General features: G+C 71.8%; 14 protein-coding genes. 10 read left to right on the top strand and 4 right to left on the bottom strand.

Translation table 11 applies throughout. From position 1 onward, the window contains the following. Nucleotides 1-126: 126 nt before the first annotated feature. The 5 genes from ACIHCL_RS24445 to hutH all read left to right on the top strand — a co-directional run bounded on the left by ACIHCL_RS24445 (nt 127) and on the right by hutH (nt 6,533). On the top strand, nt 127-1,032 hold the full coding sequence (locus ACIHCL_RS24445) for a biotin--[acetyl-CoA-carboxylase] ligase (RefSeq protein ID WP_399864746.1): 906 nt from the start codon (nt 127-129) through the stop codon (nt 1,030-1,032). Nucleotides 1,033-1,378: 346 nt separating this feature from the next. Further along, nucleotides 1,379-2,551: an adenylate/guanylate cyclase domain-containing protein gene (locus ACIHCL_RS24440; RefSeq protein ID WP_399864745.1), complete on the top strand. Its 1,173-nt coding sequence runs from the start codon at nt 1,379-1,381 to the stop codon at nt 2,549-2,551. 238 nt (nt 2,552-2,789) lie between these two features. Continuing rightward, nucleotides 2,790-3,602 carry an enoyl-CoA hydratase/isomerase family protein gene (locus ACIHCL_RS24435; RefSeq protein WP_399864743.1) on the top strand — a complete coding sequence of 271 codons (813 nt, stop codon included), beginning with the start codon at nt 2,790-2,792 and terminating at the stop codon, nt 3,600-3,602. Between the two features lie 85 nt (nt 3,603-3,687). Beyond that, nucleotides 3,688-4,845 (top strand): diguanylate cyclase domain-containing protein, encoded by a 1,158-nt coding sequence (locus ACIHCL_RS24430; RefSeq protein ID WP_399864741.1) that lies wholly within the window; start codon nt 3,688-3,690, stop codon nt 4,843-4,845. A 137-nt stretch (nt 4,846-4,982) separates the two neighbouring features. Then, nucleotides 4,983-6,533, top strand: coding sequence for a histidine ammonia-lyase (gene hutH / locus ACIHCL_RS24425; RefSeq protein ID WP_399864739.1), 1,551 nt, complete (start codon nt 4,983-4,985; stop codon nt 6,531-6,533). A gap of 193 nt (nt 6,534-6,726) precedes the next feature. Here hutH and ACIHCL_RS24420 read toward each other — a convergent pair whose 3' ends face one another. After that, on the bottom strand, nt 6,727-7,161 hold the full coding sequence (locus ACIHCL_RS24420; RefSeq protein ID WP_399864737.1) for a hypothetical protein: 435 nt from the start codon (nt 7,159-7,161) through the stop codon (nt 6,727-6,729). A 623-nt stretch (nt 7,162-7,784) separates the two neighbouring features. On the opposite strand from ACIHCL_RS24420, the gene ACIHCL_RS24415 reads away from it, so the two are divergent. From ACIHCL_RS24415 to gdhA, 3 genes are all read left to right on the top strand, one after another. Then, the gene (locus ACIHCL_RS24415) at nt 7,785-9,035 is read left to right on the top strand and encodes an Ig-like domain-containing protein (protein WP_399864735.1); all 1,251 of its coding nucleotides are present in this window, start codon (nt 7,785-7,787) and stop codon (nt 9,033-9,035) included. Between the two features lie 495 nt (nt 9,036-9,530). Then, complete coding sequence (locus ACIHCL_RS24410; RefSeq protein ID WP_399864733.1) at nt 9,531-9,701, top strand: hypothetical protein; 171 nt, start codon at nt 9,531-9,533, stop codon at nt 9,699-9,701. A 304-nt stretch (nt 9,702-10,005) separates the two neighbouring features. Further along, nucleotides 10,006-11,385 carry an NADP-specific glutamate dehydrogenase gene (gene gdhA, locus ACIHCL_RS24405; protein WP_399864732.1) on the top strand — a complete coding sequence of 460 codons (1,380 nt, stop codon included), beginning with the start codon at nt 10,006-10,008 and terminating at the stop codon, nt 11,383-11,385. A gap of 274 nt (nt 11,386-11,659) precedes the next feature. Here the strand turns inward: gdhA and ACIHCL_RS24400 are convergent, their stop codons facing one another. Continuing rightward, nucleotides 11,660-12,244, bottom strand: a complete 585-nt coding sequence (locus ACIHCL_RS24400) for a DinB family protein (protein ID WP_399864731.1) — start codon at nt 12,242-12,244, stop codon at nt 11,660-11,662. 143 nt (nt 12,245-12,387) lie between these two features. On the opposite strand from ACIHCL_RS24400, the gene ACIHCL_RS24395 reads away from it, so the two are divergent. Then, complete coding sequence (locus tag ACIHCL_RS24395; protein WP_399864730.1) at nt 12,388-12,996, top strand: SMI1/KNR4 family protein; 609 nt, start codon at nt 12,388-12,390, stop codon at nt 12,994-12,996. A 77-nt stretch (nt 12,997-13,073) separates the two neighbouring features. Here the strand turns inward: ACIHCL_RS24395 and ACIHCL_RS24390 are convergent, their stop codons facing one another. Beyond that, nucleotides 13,074-13,667, bottom strand: coding sequence for a DUF4291 domain-containing protein (locus ACIHCL_RS24390; protein ID WP_399864729.1), 594 nt, complete (start codon nt 13,665-13,667; stop codon nt 13,074-13,076). A gap of 317 nt (nt 13,668-13,984) precedes the next feature. On the opposite strand from ACIHCL_RS24390, the gene ACIHCL_RS24385 reads away from it, so the two are divergent. Then, entirely contained in the window at nt 13,985-14,644 is a 660-nt protein-coding gene (locus ACIHCL_RS24385) for a GNAT family N-acetyltransferase (protein WP_399864728.1), read from the top strand. Between the two features lie 258 nt (nt 14,645-14,902). Here the strand turns inward: ACIHCL_RS24385 and msrA are convergent, their stop codons facing one another. Next, on the bottom strand, nt 14,903-15,580 hold the full coding sequence (gene msrA / locus ACIHCL_RS24380; RefSeq protein WP_399864726.1) for a peptide-methionine (S)-S-oxide reductase MsrA: 678 nt from the start codon (nt 15,578-15,580) through the stop codon (nt 14,903-14,905). Between the last annotated feature and the right edge of the window lie 59 nt (nt 15,581-15,639).

Here is a 15,639-nt window from a genome sequence, read left to right as displayed (position 1 = left end):
TCACGGTCAGGTGCTGGACACCGGCTGATCAGGTTCTGTCAGGTTCTGGAACACCTACTGGTCCGTAGCGTATCGGCGCGGATACGTGTCGGCAGTGCGTCGTTTACCACACCTAGTCTGGCTTGCATGACACCTTCGGATGCGCCTCACAGCCGCTGGTCCGACCTGGACCGGCCGCCCCTCAACGTCCCCGCGCTGCGCCGCGCGCTGCTGCGGCCGGACAGCCTGTGGACCTCGCTCGACGTCGTGGAGTCCACCGGGTCCACCAACTCCGATCTGACCGCGCGGGCGGTGTCGGGGCTCACCGAGGGTGCCGTGCTGGTCGCCGAGGAGCAGACGGCGGGACGCGGCCGGCTCGACCGCACCTGGACGGCCCCGGCCCGTTCGGGGCTGTTCTTCTCCGTCTACCTGGAGCCCGGCGACGTCCCGGTCGGCCGGTGGGGATGGCTGCCGCTGCTCACCGGTGTCGCCGTGGCCACCGGGCTGGCCCGTACGGCGGGCGTCGACACCGCCCTGAAGTGGCCCAACGACCTGCTCGTGACCGTCCCCCGGGGCTCCGGCAGGCCCCGCCCGGGGGAGACCTCGCCGGGGGAGGAACGCAAGGCGGGCGGCATCCTCGCCGAGCGGGCCGGGGACGGCGTCGTCGTCGGCGTCGGCATCAACGTCACCCTGCGCGCCGCCGAGCTCCCCGCCCCCACCGCCGCCTCGCTCGCCCTGGCCGGGGCGGTCTCCACCGATCGCGAGATCCTGCTGCGCGGCGTGCTGCGCTCGCTGGAGCACTGGTACGGCCGGTGGCGGGAGGCCGGCGGCGACGCGGCGGCCGGCGGGGTCCAGGAGGCGTACGCGGCGGGCTGCGCGACGCTCGGCCGGATGGTGCGCGCCCAACTGCCCGGCGGCCACACGCTCACCGGAGAGGCCGCGGCGATCGACGCCGACGGCCGACTGGTCCTGGCCACGGACGAGGGCCTGAGCGAACCCCTGTCCGCAGGCGACATCGTGCACCTGCGGGCGGCCGGGGGCGGGCTGACCTGACGGCCGCGCGGCCCCGGAGCGGCCCGACCGGTTCCGCCGGAACGGGCCGGGGTGCGGGCCGGCCGGCGCTCGACGGAGACCGTCCGGGGCGGGCCGGGAGCCGGGCCACCCCCGGCCGGGGACGTAGCAGGGGGCGCGGCGGGGGCATCCCCGGGCGCCCCGGAGCCCCCGTCCGCGCCGTCCCCGTACGCCCCGCGCGGTCACCCCGGGACGTACCGCCTGGTCACCCCCGGGGGTGTCGGCGCACGGCGCACGGACGTGAGCCACGGCACACCTGCCGTATCGTTGAGGCGATCCACCGACAGATCGGCAGGGAAGTGCGCAGGGAACGGGCAGGAGGCGGCTGGTGACCGTCGACGACACGACCTCCGGCGCGGGTGACGAGTCCCGGCCGGAACCCTCGGTCCACCCGACACCGCATCACGCAGTCGACCATACGGCGGAACCGACCCACGACCCCCTCGCGATCCGGCTGGAACAGCTCATCCTGGGCGCCGACCGCCGCTACACGCCGTTCCAGGCGGCCCGGACCGCCGGTGTCTCGATGGATCTGGCCTCCCGGTTCTGGCGGGCCATGGGCTTCGCCGACATCGGGCAGGCCAGGGCGCTGACGGAGGCCGACGTGCTGGCGCTGCGCCGCCTCGCCGGTCTCGTGGAGGCGGGGCTGCTCAGCGAACCGATGGCGATCCAGGTCGCCCGGTCCACCGGACAGACCACCGCCCGGCTCGCGGAGTGGCAGATCGACTCGTTCCTGGAAGGTCTGACCGAGCCGCCCGAGCCCGGCATGACCCGCACCGAGGTCACGTACCCGCTGGTCGAACTGCTCCTCCCGGAACTCCAGGAGTTCCTGGTGTACGTATGGCGGCGCCAGCTCGCCGCAGCCACCGGCCGGGTGGTGCAGGCCGCCGACGACGAGGAGATGGTCGACCGGCGCCTGGCCGTCGGCTTCGCCGACCTCGTCGGCTTCACGCGTCTGACCCGGCGGCTGGAGGAGGAGGAACTGGGCGAACTGGTCGAGGCGTTCGAGACCACCGCGGCCGACCTGGTCGCCGCGCACGGCGGCCGGCTCATCAAGACGCTCGGCGACGAGGTCCTCTACTGCGCCGACGACGCCGGTACCGCTGCCGAGATCGCGCTGCGCCTGATCGAGGTCATGAGCCGCGACGAGACGATGCCCGCGCTGCGCGTCGGCATCGCCTTCGGCACCGTCACCACCCGCATGGGCGATGTCTTCGGCACGACGGTGAACCTCGCCAGCCGGCTGACCTCCATAGCGCCGAAGAACGCCGTGCTGGTGGACGGCGCGTTCGCGGAGGAGCTGACCCGGACCGGGGACGCCCCGGCCTCCGAGGCACAGGCGGCCGAGCAGGCGGCGGCGGCCGAGAGGGAGCGCCGGGAGGGCCTGGAGCCGACGGCCCTGCCCACGTACCGCTACGGGCTGCAGCCGATGTGGCAGCGGCCGGTGCGCGGCCTCGGGGTCGTCGAGCCCTGGTTGCTGGCCCGCCGCGGCACGTCCTGACGCCGTCCCCCGCCACAGACCCTCGTGCTCCCCGAGCCTTCGTGTTCCCCCGGGTCTTCGCGTCCACCCGAGCCCTCGCGTCTACCCGGGCCCTCGTGTTCCCTCCCCGGGCCCTCGCGTCCATCCGCGCCCCGGGGATCGTGCGGCCTCGCCCCCTGCGCCGTTGCCGACGCCGCCCCGGTTGTCGCCGCCCCATAGGATCCCTTCGGTAACGTTCGTTAACCGGAGGGGTGCAGTCATGACCGTCATGTCCGAGCAGCGGTTCGGGGAGTTCGTCGCCGTGCGGGTCCACGAGGGGCAGGAGCACGTCGCCGAGCTGGTTCTCGACCGGCCCAAGGCCATGAACGCGGTGTCCACGGACATGGCCCGCTCGATCGCCGCGGCCTGCGCCGCGCTCGCCGCCGACCCTGCCGTACGGGTCACCGTCCTCACCTCCAGCCATGAGCGGGCCTTCTGCGTGGGCGCCGATCTGAAGGAGCGGAACTCCTTCACCGACGCCGAACTGCTGCGCCAGCGCCCCACCGCCCGCGCCGCCTACACCGGGGTGCTCGAACTGCCGATGCCGACGATCGCGGCGGTGCACGGTTTCGCCCTCGGCGGCGGATTCGAACTGGCCCTGTCCTGCGACCTGATCGTCGCCGACCGCACGGCCGTGGTCGGCCTGCCCGAGGTGTCGGTGGGCGTCATTCCCGGCGGCGGCGGTACGCAGCTGCTGCCGCGGCGGATCGGCGCGGCGCGCGCGGCCGAACTGGTCTTCACGGCCCGGCGGGTGGAGGCGGCCGAGGCGCACGAGACCGGTCTGGTCGACGAGCTGGTGGAGGCGGGCCGGGACCGCGAGGCGGCGCTCGCGCTCGGCGGGCGGATCGCCGCCAACTCCCCGGTGGGGCTGCGGGCCGCCAAGCGGGCGCTGCGGCTCGGGCACGGTCTCGATCTGCGCGCCGGCCTTGAGGTCGAGGACGCCGCATGGCGGTCCGTGGCCTTCTCGGGCGACCGGGCCGAGGGGGTGGCCGCGTTCAACGAAAAGCGCAAGCCGAACTGGCCCGGGGAGTAACGTTGAGTGTTCAAGGGGACACGCAGCGAATATTTTTGTCCCCTCAAGCCAATCAAATCACCACAAAACTACATAAACTGTGGTGATGGGTGGTGAAGAGGCACGACTGCGGGCCGTGGTTTCGCTTGCGCAGACGATGGCGGCGGCACACACCCCTCGGGGGTCGTGGCGAGCGGCCGCGCTGGGGGCGTGCGAGGCGCTGGGCGGCACGTTCGCCGCGCTCTCCGTCTGGGAGCGCGGGCGTGGTCGGCTGCGTGTGCTGGTGAACGCGGGCGAACGGGTCGAGGGGGAGGAGGAGTTCCCCGAGGACGAGGCGTACCCGGTGCACCGGTTCCCCGAGATCACCGAGTTCCTGCACGAGCGGTGGGCCGCCGGGGGTGAGCCCGACGCCTGGGTGGAGACCGCCGGCGGCCCGGTGGGCGGTGCGCCGGGTGCGGGTGGACGCGGGAACGGGTACCGCCATCAGCGGGTGGTCGCCCTGCGGCGGCGCGGGCGCGGATCCTGTGTGGTCGCGCCGATCGTCCTGCACGGGCGGGCCTGGGGCGAGTTGTACGTGGCCCGGCCGACGGGGGCGGAGGCGTTCGGGCGCGAGGACGCGGACTTCGCCTCCGTGCTGGCTTCCGTCATCGCCGCCGGCATCTCCCAGTCCGAGCGGCTGGAGGAGCTCCGCAGGCTGGCCTTCACCGATCCGCTGACCGGTCTGGCCAATCGGCGTGCGGTCGACGTGCGGCTCGACGAGGCGGTGGAGCGGCACCGGGTGGACGGTGCGGTGGTCAGCCTGGTCGTCTGCGATCTCAACGGGCTGAAGCGGGTCAACGACACGCACGGCCACGCGGTCGGCGACCGCCTGCTGGAACGTTTCGGTTCGGTGCTGTCCCGTTGCGGTGCCATGCTCCCGGGCGTGCTCGCGGCGCGGCTCGGCGGCGACGAGTTCTGCCTCCTCGCGGTCGGTCCCGGGTCCGACGAGGTGACCCGGGTCGCCACCGAGCTCTGCGAGCGGGCCGCCGCACTGGAGCTGGGGGACGGGGTGGCGTGCGGGATCGCGTCGACCGGTGACCCGATCGGCCCGGTGATCTCGGCGCGGCGGCTGTTCCGGCTCGCGGACGCGGCCCAGTACCGGGCGAAGGCGGCCCGCTCCACGGTCCCGGTGGTGGCGGGACGCGACGGCGAGGTGCTGCGGCTGGCCGACGCGCCGCCCCGGTCCCCGCACGACCGTCGGCATCTGCGGGGCAGCCATCGCTGACCGCCGGGCCGGTGGGCCGCGTGCGCGGGGGCGGCGGTAGGTCGACTCCTTACCGGACCGGTAAGGACCGGACCGGTAAGGACCGGACTGCCCGACCACTGGTGACATGAAGGGATTCAGTCCGTACGCTGCTGAATATGGATATGCACACAGTCGTGGTGGGACCGTCCGGGACCACGGCCGAGGACGTCATCGCCGTGGCCCGCGGCAACGCCCGCGTCGAGCTCTCCGCGGACGCCGTGGCCGCGCTCGCCGCCGCCCGCGAGATCGTGGACGCGCTCGCGGCCAAGCCCGAGCCGGTCTACGGCGTCTCCACCGGGTTCGGGGCACTCGCCACCCGGCACATCGGCCAGGAGCTCCGCACCCAGCTCCAGCGGAACATCGTCCGCTCGCACGCCGCCGGCATGGGCCCGCGGGTCGAGCGCGAGGTGGTCCGCGCCCTGATGTTCCTGCGGCTCAAGACGGTCGCCTCGGGGCGCACCGGCGTACGCCCCGAGGTCGCGCAGACCATGGTCGACGTCCTCAACGCGGGCATCACCCCGGTCGTCCACGAGTACGGTTCGCTCGGCTGCTCCGGCGACCTGGCTCCGCTGTCCCACTGCGCCCTGACCCTGATGGGCGAGGGCGAGGCGGAGGGCCCCGACGGCGTCGTGCGCCCCTCCGGCGAACTGCTCGCCGCCCACGGCATCACCCCGGTCGAACTGCGCGAGAAGGAGGGCCTCGCCCTTCTCAACGGCACCGACGGCATGCTTGGCATGCTCGTCATGGCCCTCGCCGACCTGCGGAACCTCTACACCTGCGCCGACATCACCGCCGCCCTCTCCCTGGAGGCGCTGCTCGGTACGGACAAGGTGCTCGCCCCCGAACTGCACGCCATACGGCCGCACCCCGGCCAGGGCGCCAGCGCCGACAACATGCTGCGGGTCCTCGCCGGATCCGGGCTGACCGGACATCACCAGGACGACGCCCCGCGGGTGCAGGACGCCTACTCGGTGCGCTGCGCTCCCCAGGTCAACGGCGCCGGGCGCGACACCCTCGCCCACGCCACGACGGTCGCGGACCGCGAACTGGCCGCCGCCGTCGACAACCCCGTCGTCCTCCCCGACGGGCGGGTCGAGTCGAACGGGAACTTCCACGGCGCGCCCGTCGCGTACGTCCTCGACTTCCTGGCGATCGCCGCCGCCGACCTCGGTTCGATCGCCGAGCGCCGTACCGACCGGCTGCTGGACAAGAACCGGTCGCACGGGCTGCCGCCGTTCCTCGCCGACGACGCGGGCGTGGACTCGGGCCTGATGATCGCCCAGTACACCCAGGCCGCCCTGGTCAGCGAGATGAAGCGGCTCGCCGTCCCCGCGTCGGCCGACTCGATCCCGTCCTCCGCGATGCAGGAGGACCACGTCTCCATGGGCTGGTCGGCGGCGCGCAAGCTCCGTACCGCCGTCGACGACCTCACCCGGATCATCGCCGTGGAGCTGTACGCGGCCACCCGCGCCATCGAACTCAGGGCCGCCGAGGGCCTCGTCCCCGCGCCCGCCTCGCAGGCCGCCGTCGAGGCACTGCGCGCGGCGGGCGTCGAAGGGCCGGGGCCGGACCGCTTCCTGGCGCCGGACCTGGCCGCCGCGGACGCGTTCGTCCGTACGGGAGGGCTGGTCGCGGCGGTCGAGCCGGTGACCGGTTCGCTGGCCTGAGACGACCGGTGGACGGCCCGCCCGCTCGGACGGGTGCCTGAGCGGGCCGGGAGGACGGCCACGCGGTGATCGGGCGGACGGTCGGGCGCGTAGGGCGTCCGGCCGGACGGCCCGAGCGGCCCCGGTGCGGCCGGCGGCAATCCCGGGTGGCGACACGGCCGTTCGGGATCGCCGTGGCCGGTGGTGCCGGAGGTCAGAGCGACGGAGTGCCGGCGCGACGGACCGAATAGGCGACGAAGGCCGCGCCGACGCCCAGGAACGCCGTCCCGCCGACCAGGTACGGGGTGGTGTCGACCCCGCTCCCGGTGTCGGCGAGCCTCGTGTCCGACGACGAGGCACCCAGGACGGCAGCGGCCGCCGGTCGACCGCGGGAATCGGGGGCGTCCGACGCGACCGGGGCGTCCGCGCCGGGGGTCTCCGGCGCGACCGAGGTGACCGATGTACCGGACGCGATCGAGACGGCCGGCGCGTCCGCCGCTCGGTCTGTGGCGTCCGTCACGTCCGCCGTGGATCTGTTCACCGTGCCGTCCCGCTCGTCCGTCGCGTTGGCGGACGGGACGAACCACAAGGCGGTCAGCAACGCGCCCGCCGCGGTGGCGGTGAGAAGCGGGCGGCAGGCAACGGTCACGGATGAACTCCCTTGTCGCAGCCGTGAGTCAGGCATGCGCACCGATGTTAGTGCCCTTCCCGACAACGTTTGCCCCGTCGCGTCGTGGGGCCCTTCCCCGCACTCCGCCCACGGGCGTTGGGTCCGGCGGATCACCGTTCGGGGCCGGTGGGTCACGGTTCGTTCGGCTCGGGCCGATGAGGTGTCGGACATCACAGATCATGTCGCCCTCGCGGGGCCCGAGAGCGAGGAGGAAGGGGGGCTGCGGCGCGGGGCCGCCCCGCGGCGTCCCGCACAATAGGGGGACCGCGACGGCGTGAGCCGCGCCGCGGACCGGGCTCGCCTCCGGGTGGACCGGGGCCGCCTTCCGGCATGGGACGGATCCGCTCCCGTGCCCGGGGCCGATCGCCCTCCGGCACGGGATCGGTTGCCCCGACGGGACCGTTCCCAACGGCTGTGTACCGGTCTCGCAACAACGGTCGGCGCCGGGGAACCTCCGCCACCCGGGGACGCGTCGACCAGTGTTGTTCCCCACATCTTTCGGGGATGTGGAACGGAGGGCCCATTCCATGGGTTCTTGGAGTGTTGACGGGTTTCGCCGGTCACCGGCGGCTCCGCTCGGGGTTTTTGGGGAATCGGCAACGATGGAGAAGCGTGTGATGACGGACAGCAAGCGGCGCAGGGCCCTCACGGTCGCGTCCGCACTGCTCGGCGGCGTACTGGTACTCACGGCCTGTGACAGCGGCACCGCGGACGGCAGCGCGGAGAGCTCGAAGAAGTCGCAGGCGGCCGAGGTCGACAAGGCGGCGGCCAAGGACGCGTCGGAGGCGCAGATATCCATCGCGCCGAAGAACGGCGCGACCAATGCGAGCATCAACAATGCCGCCAAGGTCACCGTCTCCAAGGGCACGCTGACCCAGGTCACCCTGGCCACGTCGGACGGTCAGGAGGTCAAGGGCACGCTCGCCGCCGACGGCAAGAGCTGGCAGCCGGACGCCCAGCTGGAACGTTCGACCATGTACAAGGTCAGCGCGACGGCCAAGGACTCCAAGGGCCGCGAGGCGCACGAGAACATCTCCTTCACCACCGTGTCGCCCGACAACAGCTTCATCGGCAACTTCACCCCCGAGGACGGCTCCACCGTCGGCGTCGGCATGCCGGTGTCGATCAACTTCAACAAGCCGATCACGGACCGGAAGGCCGTCCAGGCCGGTATCACCGTGACGTCCAGCAGCGGTCAGGAGGTCGCCGGCCACTGGTTCAGCTCGCAGCGCTTCGACCTGCGCCCCGAGAACTACTGGCAGGGCGGCTCCACCGTCACGCTGAAGCTGGACCTGGACGGCGTCGAGGGCGCGGACGGCGTCTACGGCGTGCAGCAGAAGACGGTCACCTTCAAGGTCGGCCGCAACCAGGTCTCGACGGTCGACGTCGCCGCGCACACCATGACCGTCACCCGGGACGGCAAGACGGTCAAAACCATCCCGATATCCGCCGGCTCCTCCGCCAACCCCACGTACAACGGGCAGATGGTGATCTCCGAGAAGTACAAGGAGACCCGGATGAACGGCGACACCGTCGGCTTCGGCGGTGAGTACGACATCAAGGACGTCCCGCACGCCATGCGGCTGTCCACCTCCGGCACCTTCATCCACGGCAACTACTGGGGCGGGCGGTCGATCTTCGGCAGCGTGAACACCAGCCACGGCTGCGTCGGCCTCGCCGACGTGAAGGGCGCGGGCGACTCGAACCAGCCCGGCGCCTGGTTCTACAACAACTCGCTCGTGGGCGACCTCGTCATCGTCAAGAACTCCCCGGACAAGACCATCACCGCCGACAACGGTCTCAACGGCTGGAACATGAACTGGGCGGAGTGGAAGGCGGGATCCGCGCGCTGACGGGCGCGCGCCCCCGTTCCCCCTCCGCGCTCTCCCGCGGCACCGAACCCCGCAGCCCTGCGTACCGAGGCGGCGGCACCCGGATCCTCCCGATCCGCGGTGCCGCCGCCTGACTCGTCTGGGTGCCTGACGGGGAGCGGATGCCGCGGCCCGGGAGGTGCGCGCGGCCCTGGAGGTTCGCGCGGCCTGGGAGGTGCGCGCGCGGCCCGGTGGGGCTCCGGTCCGCGCCACCGAGCCGGCCGGACCGTGCGGGTGGCCGATGGCGTGCCGCCGGCCGTCGCCGCCGCCGGTGTCGCGCACCTGTCCGAACAGCACCGTGGTCGCACCGCACGGCCCCGCCGTGCGAGCCCGTGCGAGCCCGTACGGCCCCGTACGGCCCCGCGATGGTGGAGCCCGCTACACCTCCGTTCCGGGTGGACGGTCCCTCGTGCCGCACCCGTACGGCCGGTGATGATGAAGACCTCACCGGCCGTAACCGACCACGGAGGAATCATCATGAAGTCGCTGCTCTGGACCGTTCTCGCGCTCGCCCTCGCCGCCAATGTCCTCGCGAACGTCGGCCTGCGGCAGGAGAGCACGCAGATGGTGCTGAGCATCACCTCCGGTCTGATCGTGCTCGGGTCCGCTGCGGGGTTGTGGAGGCTGCGCGTCCGCAAGGATGCCTGAGCCGGCTGCCGCGGGGATCACGCAGCGTGCGACACATGGCCGGATAGCGTAGCCAGATGTCGTTTTTATTCCGTTTTGGGGATGGGTTTCGACAGGGTGTTGGCCCACTATGTGGATGCCGTGCTGGACGTCGGCGGATGCGCTGGGACAATCGGTATGCCACAACGGTTCTGTACGTCGCCTTCGTGAGCCGCCAGAGCGTGCGATGTCTGGGCGACGCCCTCAATGGGGAGGGGGACCGCTGGTGTCCCCGGGGCGGGGCACCTTCGCGCGCGACGCCGTACCCATGGAAGGTCTTGAACAGATGCAGACCACCCCTGTCACCGTCACCCCCCACGCCGCCGAGAGCCGTGTCATCGAGCCGCTCTACGCGGAGATCCTCCGCCGCAACCAGGGCGAGGAGGAGTTCCACCAGGCGGTGCGGGAGGTCCTGGAGACCCTCGGTCCGGTCCTCGTGCAGCGGCCGGAGTTCGTGGAGGCCCGGATCATCGAGCGGGTCTGCGAACCGGAGCGTCAGCTCATCTTCCGCGTGCCGTGGCAGGACGACTCCGGGGACATCCACGTCAACCGCGGCTTCCGCGTCGAGTTCAGCAGCTCGCTCGGCCCGTACAAGGGCGGTCTGCGCTTCCACCCCTCGGTCAACCTCGGCATCGTGAAGTTCCTCGGCTTCGAGCAGATCTTCAAGAACGCGCTCACCGGCATGCCCATCGGCGGCGGAAAGGGCGGCGCGGACTTCGACCCGAAGGGCCGTTCCGACTCCGAGATCATGCGGTTCTGTCAGTCGTTCATGACCGAACTCCACCGCCACCTCGGCGAGTACACCGATGTCCCCGCCGGTGACATCGGTGTCGGCGGCCGTGAGATCGGTTACCTGTTCGGCCAGTACAAGCGGATCACCAACCGCTATGAGTCCGGCGTCCTCACCGGAAAGGGGCTCGGCTGGGGCGGCTCCCAGGCGCGCACCGAGGCGACCGGCTACGGCTGTGTGCTCTTCACCTCCGAGATGCTCCGCAGCCGCGGGGAGTCCCTGGACGGTCAGCGCATCGTCGTCTCGGGCTCCGGCAATGTCGCGATCTACGCCATCGAGAAGGCCCAGCGGCTCGGCGCGACCGTTGTCACCTGCTCGGACTCCGACGGCTACGTCGTCGACGAGAAGGGCATCGACCTCGCCCTGCTCAAGGAGATCAAGGAGAGCGGACGGGGCCGGGTCTCCGAGTACGCCGCGCGCCGTGGCGAGCACGTCACGTACGTCCCCGGCGGCGGAGTCTGGAATGTCCCCTGCGACGTGGCCCTGCCCTGCGCCACCCAGAACGAGCTGCACGAGGCCGACGCCCTCGCCCTCGTGCGCAACGGCGTGAAGGCGGTCGCCGAGGGCGCCAACATGCCCACCACGCCGGGGGCCGTGCGCGTCTTCCAGGAGGCGGGCGTCGCCTTCGCCCCCGGCAAGGCCGCGAATGCGGGCGGTGTGGCGACCAGCGCCCTGGAGATGCAGCAGAACGCCTCGCGCGACTCGTGGACCTTCGCCCACACCGAGGAGCGTCTCGGGGAGATCATGCGCCACATCCACGCCTCCTGCTACGAGACCGCCGAGCGCTACGGCAGCCCCGGCAACTACGTGGTCGGCGCCAACATCGCCGGCTTCGAGCTGGTCGCGGACGCGATGCTGGCGCAGGGTCTCATCTGATCCTTCCGGGGGCGTTGCCTCCACGGGCCTGCGTCACCGGCCCGGCGTACCCCCGTGGTGGGGCGGACCGGGCCGGGAGTTGCCCAGGGGCGGGCCGACGGGCCGACGGGCCCACGGGCCCCACGGCTCGCGAGCTTCGCCGGAGGCGGCGGGGCGCCGGCTCCGGCGGCGCCGGCCGAGGGGGAGGGCGGCGTGCCGTGCTGTACCGCTGCCTCGGGAGGTGCGCCGGAGGAAGCATCGGGTTGCCGCTGATCTCCCTGTGGACCGATTACGTCTAGGCCGACCGGCCGGAGTCCGGATCGCCGCTCGGGCGCGGTACCCGGCCGGCGGCCCGCTGGAGGCGGAGCTGGCCGATCTCGGCGACGTTCTTCATCAGTTCGGTGTTCACCCAGGCGACCATGTGGGCGACGGTGTGCCGAGGATCGTTCGGCCACGGGAACGGGGCGACGGCCGCCAGGTCGTCAGCGGTGAGGCGGTCCAGCGCTTCCAGCCAGTCCTTCCGCAGGCCGCGCAGCCATTCGACGGTCGGCTTCCCCGCACCGGGCCAGGCGATGTCCGCCCGCTCTCGCGGCGTCCTGCCCTGCGCGTGGTCCACGGTCACGCTCCACCACCAGCCGATGTGCCAGCTCAGCCAGCCGATGGTCGGCACGGGAACGGGATCGGGCTCGGTCTTTGCCCAGTCCGCCGTCCACGTTCCGTCGTCGGCACGGTGGACCGTCCAGCAGTCCGCGGCGGGCTCCCACAGGAAGTCGTCGGGTTCGAGCCGCTCCAGGTGGTACTCGAACAAGGACCATGTCAGGTCGAACTGCCAACGCAGCAGGGCGAGTGCGCTGACGGAGTCGGCCGGGGATCCAGTCATCGGACGAGCCTCGCATGGCGCCGGTACCGGTGGGAAATGAGAATCCGGCGGGCTCCCCGGCGCGCCCCCGCCCCGGGTGATGGACCATGCTGGGATTCCTCCGACGACTCACGTGCGCTGCGTAGCGCGACAACCGAGGTGCCATGACCGACTATTGCCGCGCCGTGATCAGCATGATCGGCCCGCCCGAAAATCGTTACAGCGATCTCGCCGCATGGCACCGGTTGGAGGCCGATCTCGGTCTGGTCCTCCCGGCCGACTACAAGGAGATCGTCGACGCCTACGCCCCCATCCAGATCAACGGGCACCTGTACCTGTCGCATCCGGCGACTCGGCGATGGAACCTCGGCGAGTGGATTCAGGACACGGCGCGCGCCTTCAACGAGGTCGGCCGGGACGCCCTCGATCTCGACGGGGACGAAGTCCCCGGAGAACTGGCCGGCCTGACGGAACCGGTGTTCCGGGTTCCTGAGGGCCTGATGCCGCTCACCTCCACCGACCGTGGGGAGTACCTCTTCCTCCTGCCCGGACACGAAGAACGGGAGGCGAGGCTGATCACCTACGACGGTGACGGCTACTGGTCCGCACACAAGATGTCCTTCGCCGAATGGCTCTACCGCTACCTCGTCGGCGAGGACATGGCCGGCCCCAACAGCTCGGCGTTCTATCCCGGCCCCGTCCAACTGGAGGACCTGCCCATGTCCGCGGACGAGCGGACACAGGTGCGTCACGGACCACCCCGCGGCATATGAGGCCTGCCCCGTCCCGGCGAGCCCGTGCCGGCATGTGCCCCATGCGCGGCAGTCGGCCGTTCGGCGCGTGCGTCCGGTCACGAGCGCAGGTGCGCCATGAGTTCGTCTTCGGCCGGATACGGCCGCTCCTCGGGCAGCAGTCGGGCCGCGGAGTCCAGATCGCCGCTCTTCACGAGTGCGTGGATCTCGTGGGCGAGCGGGGTCACGTCATTGACGGAGACCACCCACTCGTCCGCGTATCGCCGTACGGCCTCACCGGAGAGCCCGAGTTGCAGCGAGCGGTAGGGCCGCGGCTGGAGGCGCAGATCGCGCTCGGGGTCCCACTGGACGCGGGCCGGGGCACGCTTCAACTGGCTTTGCCAGGCGTTGCGGTCGGAGTGCAGTCCACGGGCGTAACTCGACAGGCACGCGTTCCGCAGCGCCCACTCGAAGCCATCGCGGGTGATCTCGACGGCGACAACGGTCTCCTGCCCCGCTTTCGTGCCCCAGCCGCAGCGGTACATCATCCACAGGAACGACGGTTTGATCCACGTCATGCGGTCCCGCTTCCACGCGGCGGGGAAGCGGCCCTGGCGAACAGCGGGCACGCCGATCTCGGGGGAGTATGCCTGATAGGCGGTGATTGTGGACGTCGTGTACAGCGCGCGGATCCTGCGTTGCGGTTCTTCCATGGAGCACAAGGGTGGGTCCGACGGGCCCGTTCCGACCAGTGATTTTCGAATGCGGCTGCTTCCGTGGAACGACTCCGCCGGGTCACCAAGCGCCCGGTGTCGGCGACGAACCGGGCCGATGGCCTCCGGGCGGCCGGTGTCCGACGACGTGGCCTCGGTCAGCGCATCCCCGCAGCGCATACCGTCCCTATCCGGCATGAATGCTCACGAGATGTGGGGCCGACGGCCGTTGGAGCACGTTCCCACCAGGGTCGGCCCGATCTGTGACGGCAGGAAAGGGGTGGCGACAGGACTGACGACCGGGTAGGAAGGGCGCCATGAGCACCTCCGCGCGCCCGCCCGTCTCCCAGGACCCCGCCGACCGTCGGACCTTCGTCCGCACTACGCTCGACCTGGGGGATGTGTTGCTACACCCATGGGGTCGGGAGGCCGCCGAGTCGGAGACGATGCTGGACGGCTTGATCGCCGCCGCGGCCGACCCGCTGATCGCCCTCTGGAACCCTCTTGCGACAGCCGACCGCGGCGATGCCTCGGCCTGGCTGGAAGCTCGTGACGGCGGCTGGGACCGCGGCGCCGGCGCCTCCTTCGCCGCGGTGACCGCTACCGATGGCGCCCTGCTGGGCAGCGTCACCCTGCGCTGGGTGGACCGCGCGGACGGCCTGGCGATGATCGGCTACTGGACCCTGCCGGCCGCCCGCGGACGGGGAGTCGCCACACGAGCGACGAAGGCGGTCACGAGCTGGGGCTTCCGGACAGCCGATGCCCGACGGATCGAGATCGCCCACGCCGTCGGCAACGAGGCATCCTGCCGGGTGGCCGAGCGCTGCGGCTACCTCCCCGAAGGCACCCTGCGCGACTCACATCGCTTCGGTGACGGGGCGTACCACGACGAGCACCTGCACGCCCGCCTGGCCACCGACCCGGAACCGGACGACCCCACGGAGGCCACCGGACGGGTAGGCGTCACGTCGCGATGACCGGGCCGAGTCCTCGCCGTCGAACGGCTTGGTGGACTCATGGTGCAAGGGGCGGTGGGCGCCGCACGTACTCGCGGTGGTTCATGGGGGAGCCCGCAAGTCCGGTTGCTGTGTTGCTCGCGCGGCGAGGAGCGGAGCAAAGGCCGACGCGTCGTTGAGCAAGCAGGATCGCCCGGACGCTGCGCGGGACCGGCCGTGGGGTCGCGTGTGGTGGGCGCCGGCGGCACGGCCGGTTGGGCGCCGGGCGGGCTTGACGGCCTACCGCTCCGTGGCCTCAGGTGCCGGAGCGATTCCCACCGGGCAGGAGACCCCCGTTCCGCCGATGCCGCAGTAGCCCGCCGGGTTCTTGTCCAGGTACTGCTGGTGGTACGCCTCGGCGGGCCAGAACGTGCGGTCCTCGGCCGGGAGGATCTCGGTGGTGATCCCGCCGTAGCCGGCACCGGTGAGCACCTTCTGGTACGCCTCGCGGGAGGACTCGGCGGCAGCCGCCTGCTCGGGGGAGTGGGTGTAGACCGCCGAGCGGTACTGCGTACCGACGTCATTGCCCTGGCGGAAGCCCTGCGTCGGGTCGTGGGATTCCCAGAACAGCTTCAGCAGTTCGGCGTACGAGACGGTCTTCGGGTCGAAGACGACGCGGACGGCCTCGGTGTGGCCGGTCAGGCCCGAGCAGGCTTCCTCGTACGTGGGGTTCTGCGTGTAGCCGCCCTGGTAGCCGACGAGCGTCGTCCAGACGCCCTCCGCCTGCCAGAACGTGCGCTCGGCACCCCAGAAGCAGCCCAGTCCGAAGTCCGCGACCTCCAGGCCCTCCGGGTACGGGCCCAGCAGCGGGTTGCCGAGGACCGTGTGGCGGTCCGGGACGGCGAACGCGGGCTCGGGGCGGCCCTTCAGGGCCTCCTCGGGGGTGGGGAGCTGCGGGTTGCGGCGATACAGAAACATGCGGGGGCTCCTCCTGGCAGCGGGTACGTGTGCATAACGCGAGGAGGACGCCGGGGATT

Source organism: Streptomyces sp. NPDC052042 (assembly GCF_044548345.1).
GTDB lineage: Bacteria > Actinomycetota > Actinomycetes > Streptomycetales > Streptomycetaceae > Streptomyces.
This window is presented reverse-complemented; position numbering and strand designations above follow the sequence as displayed.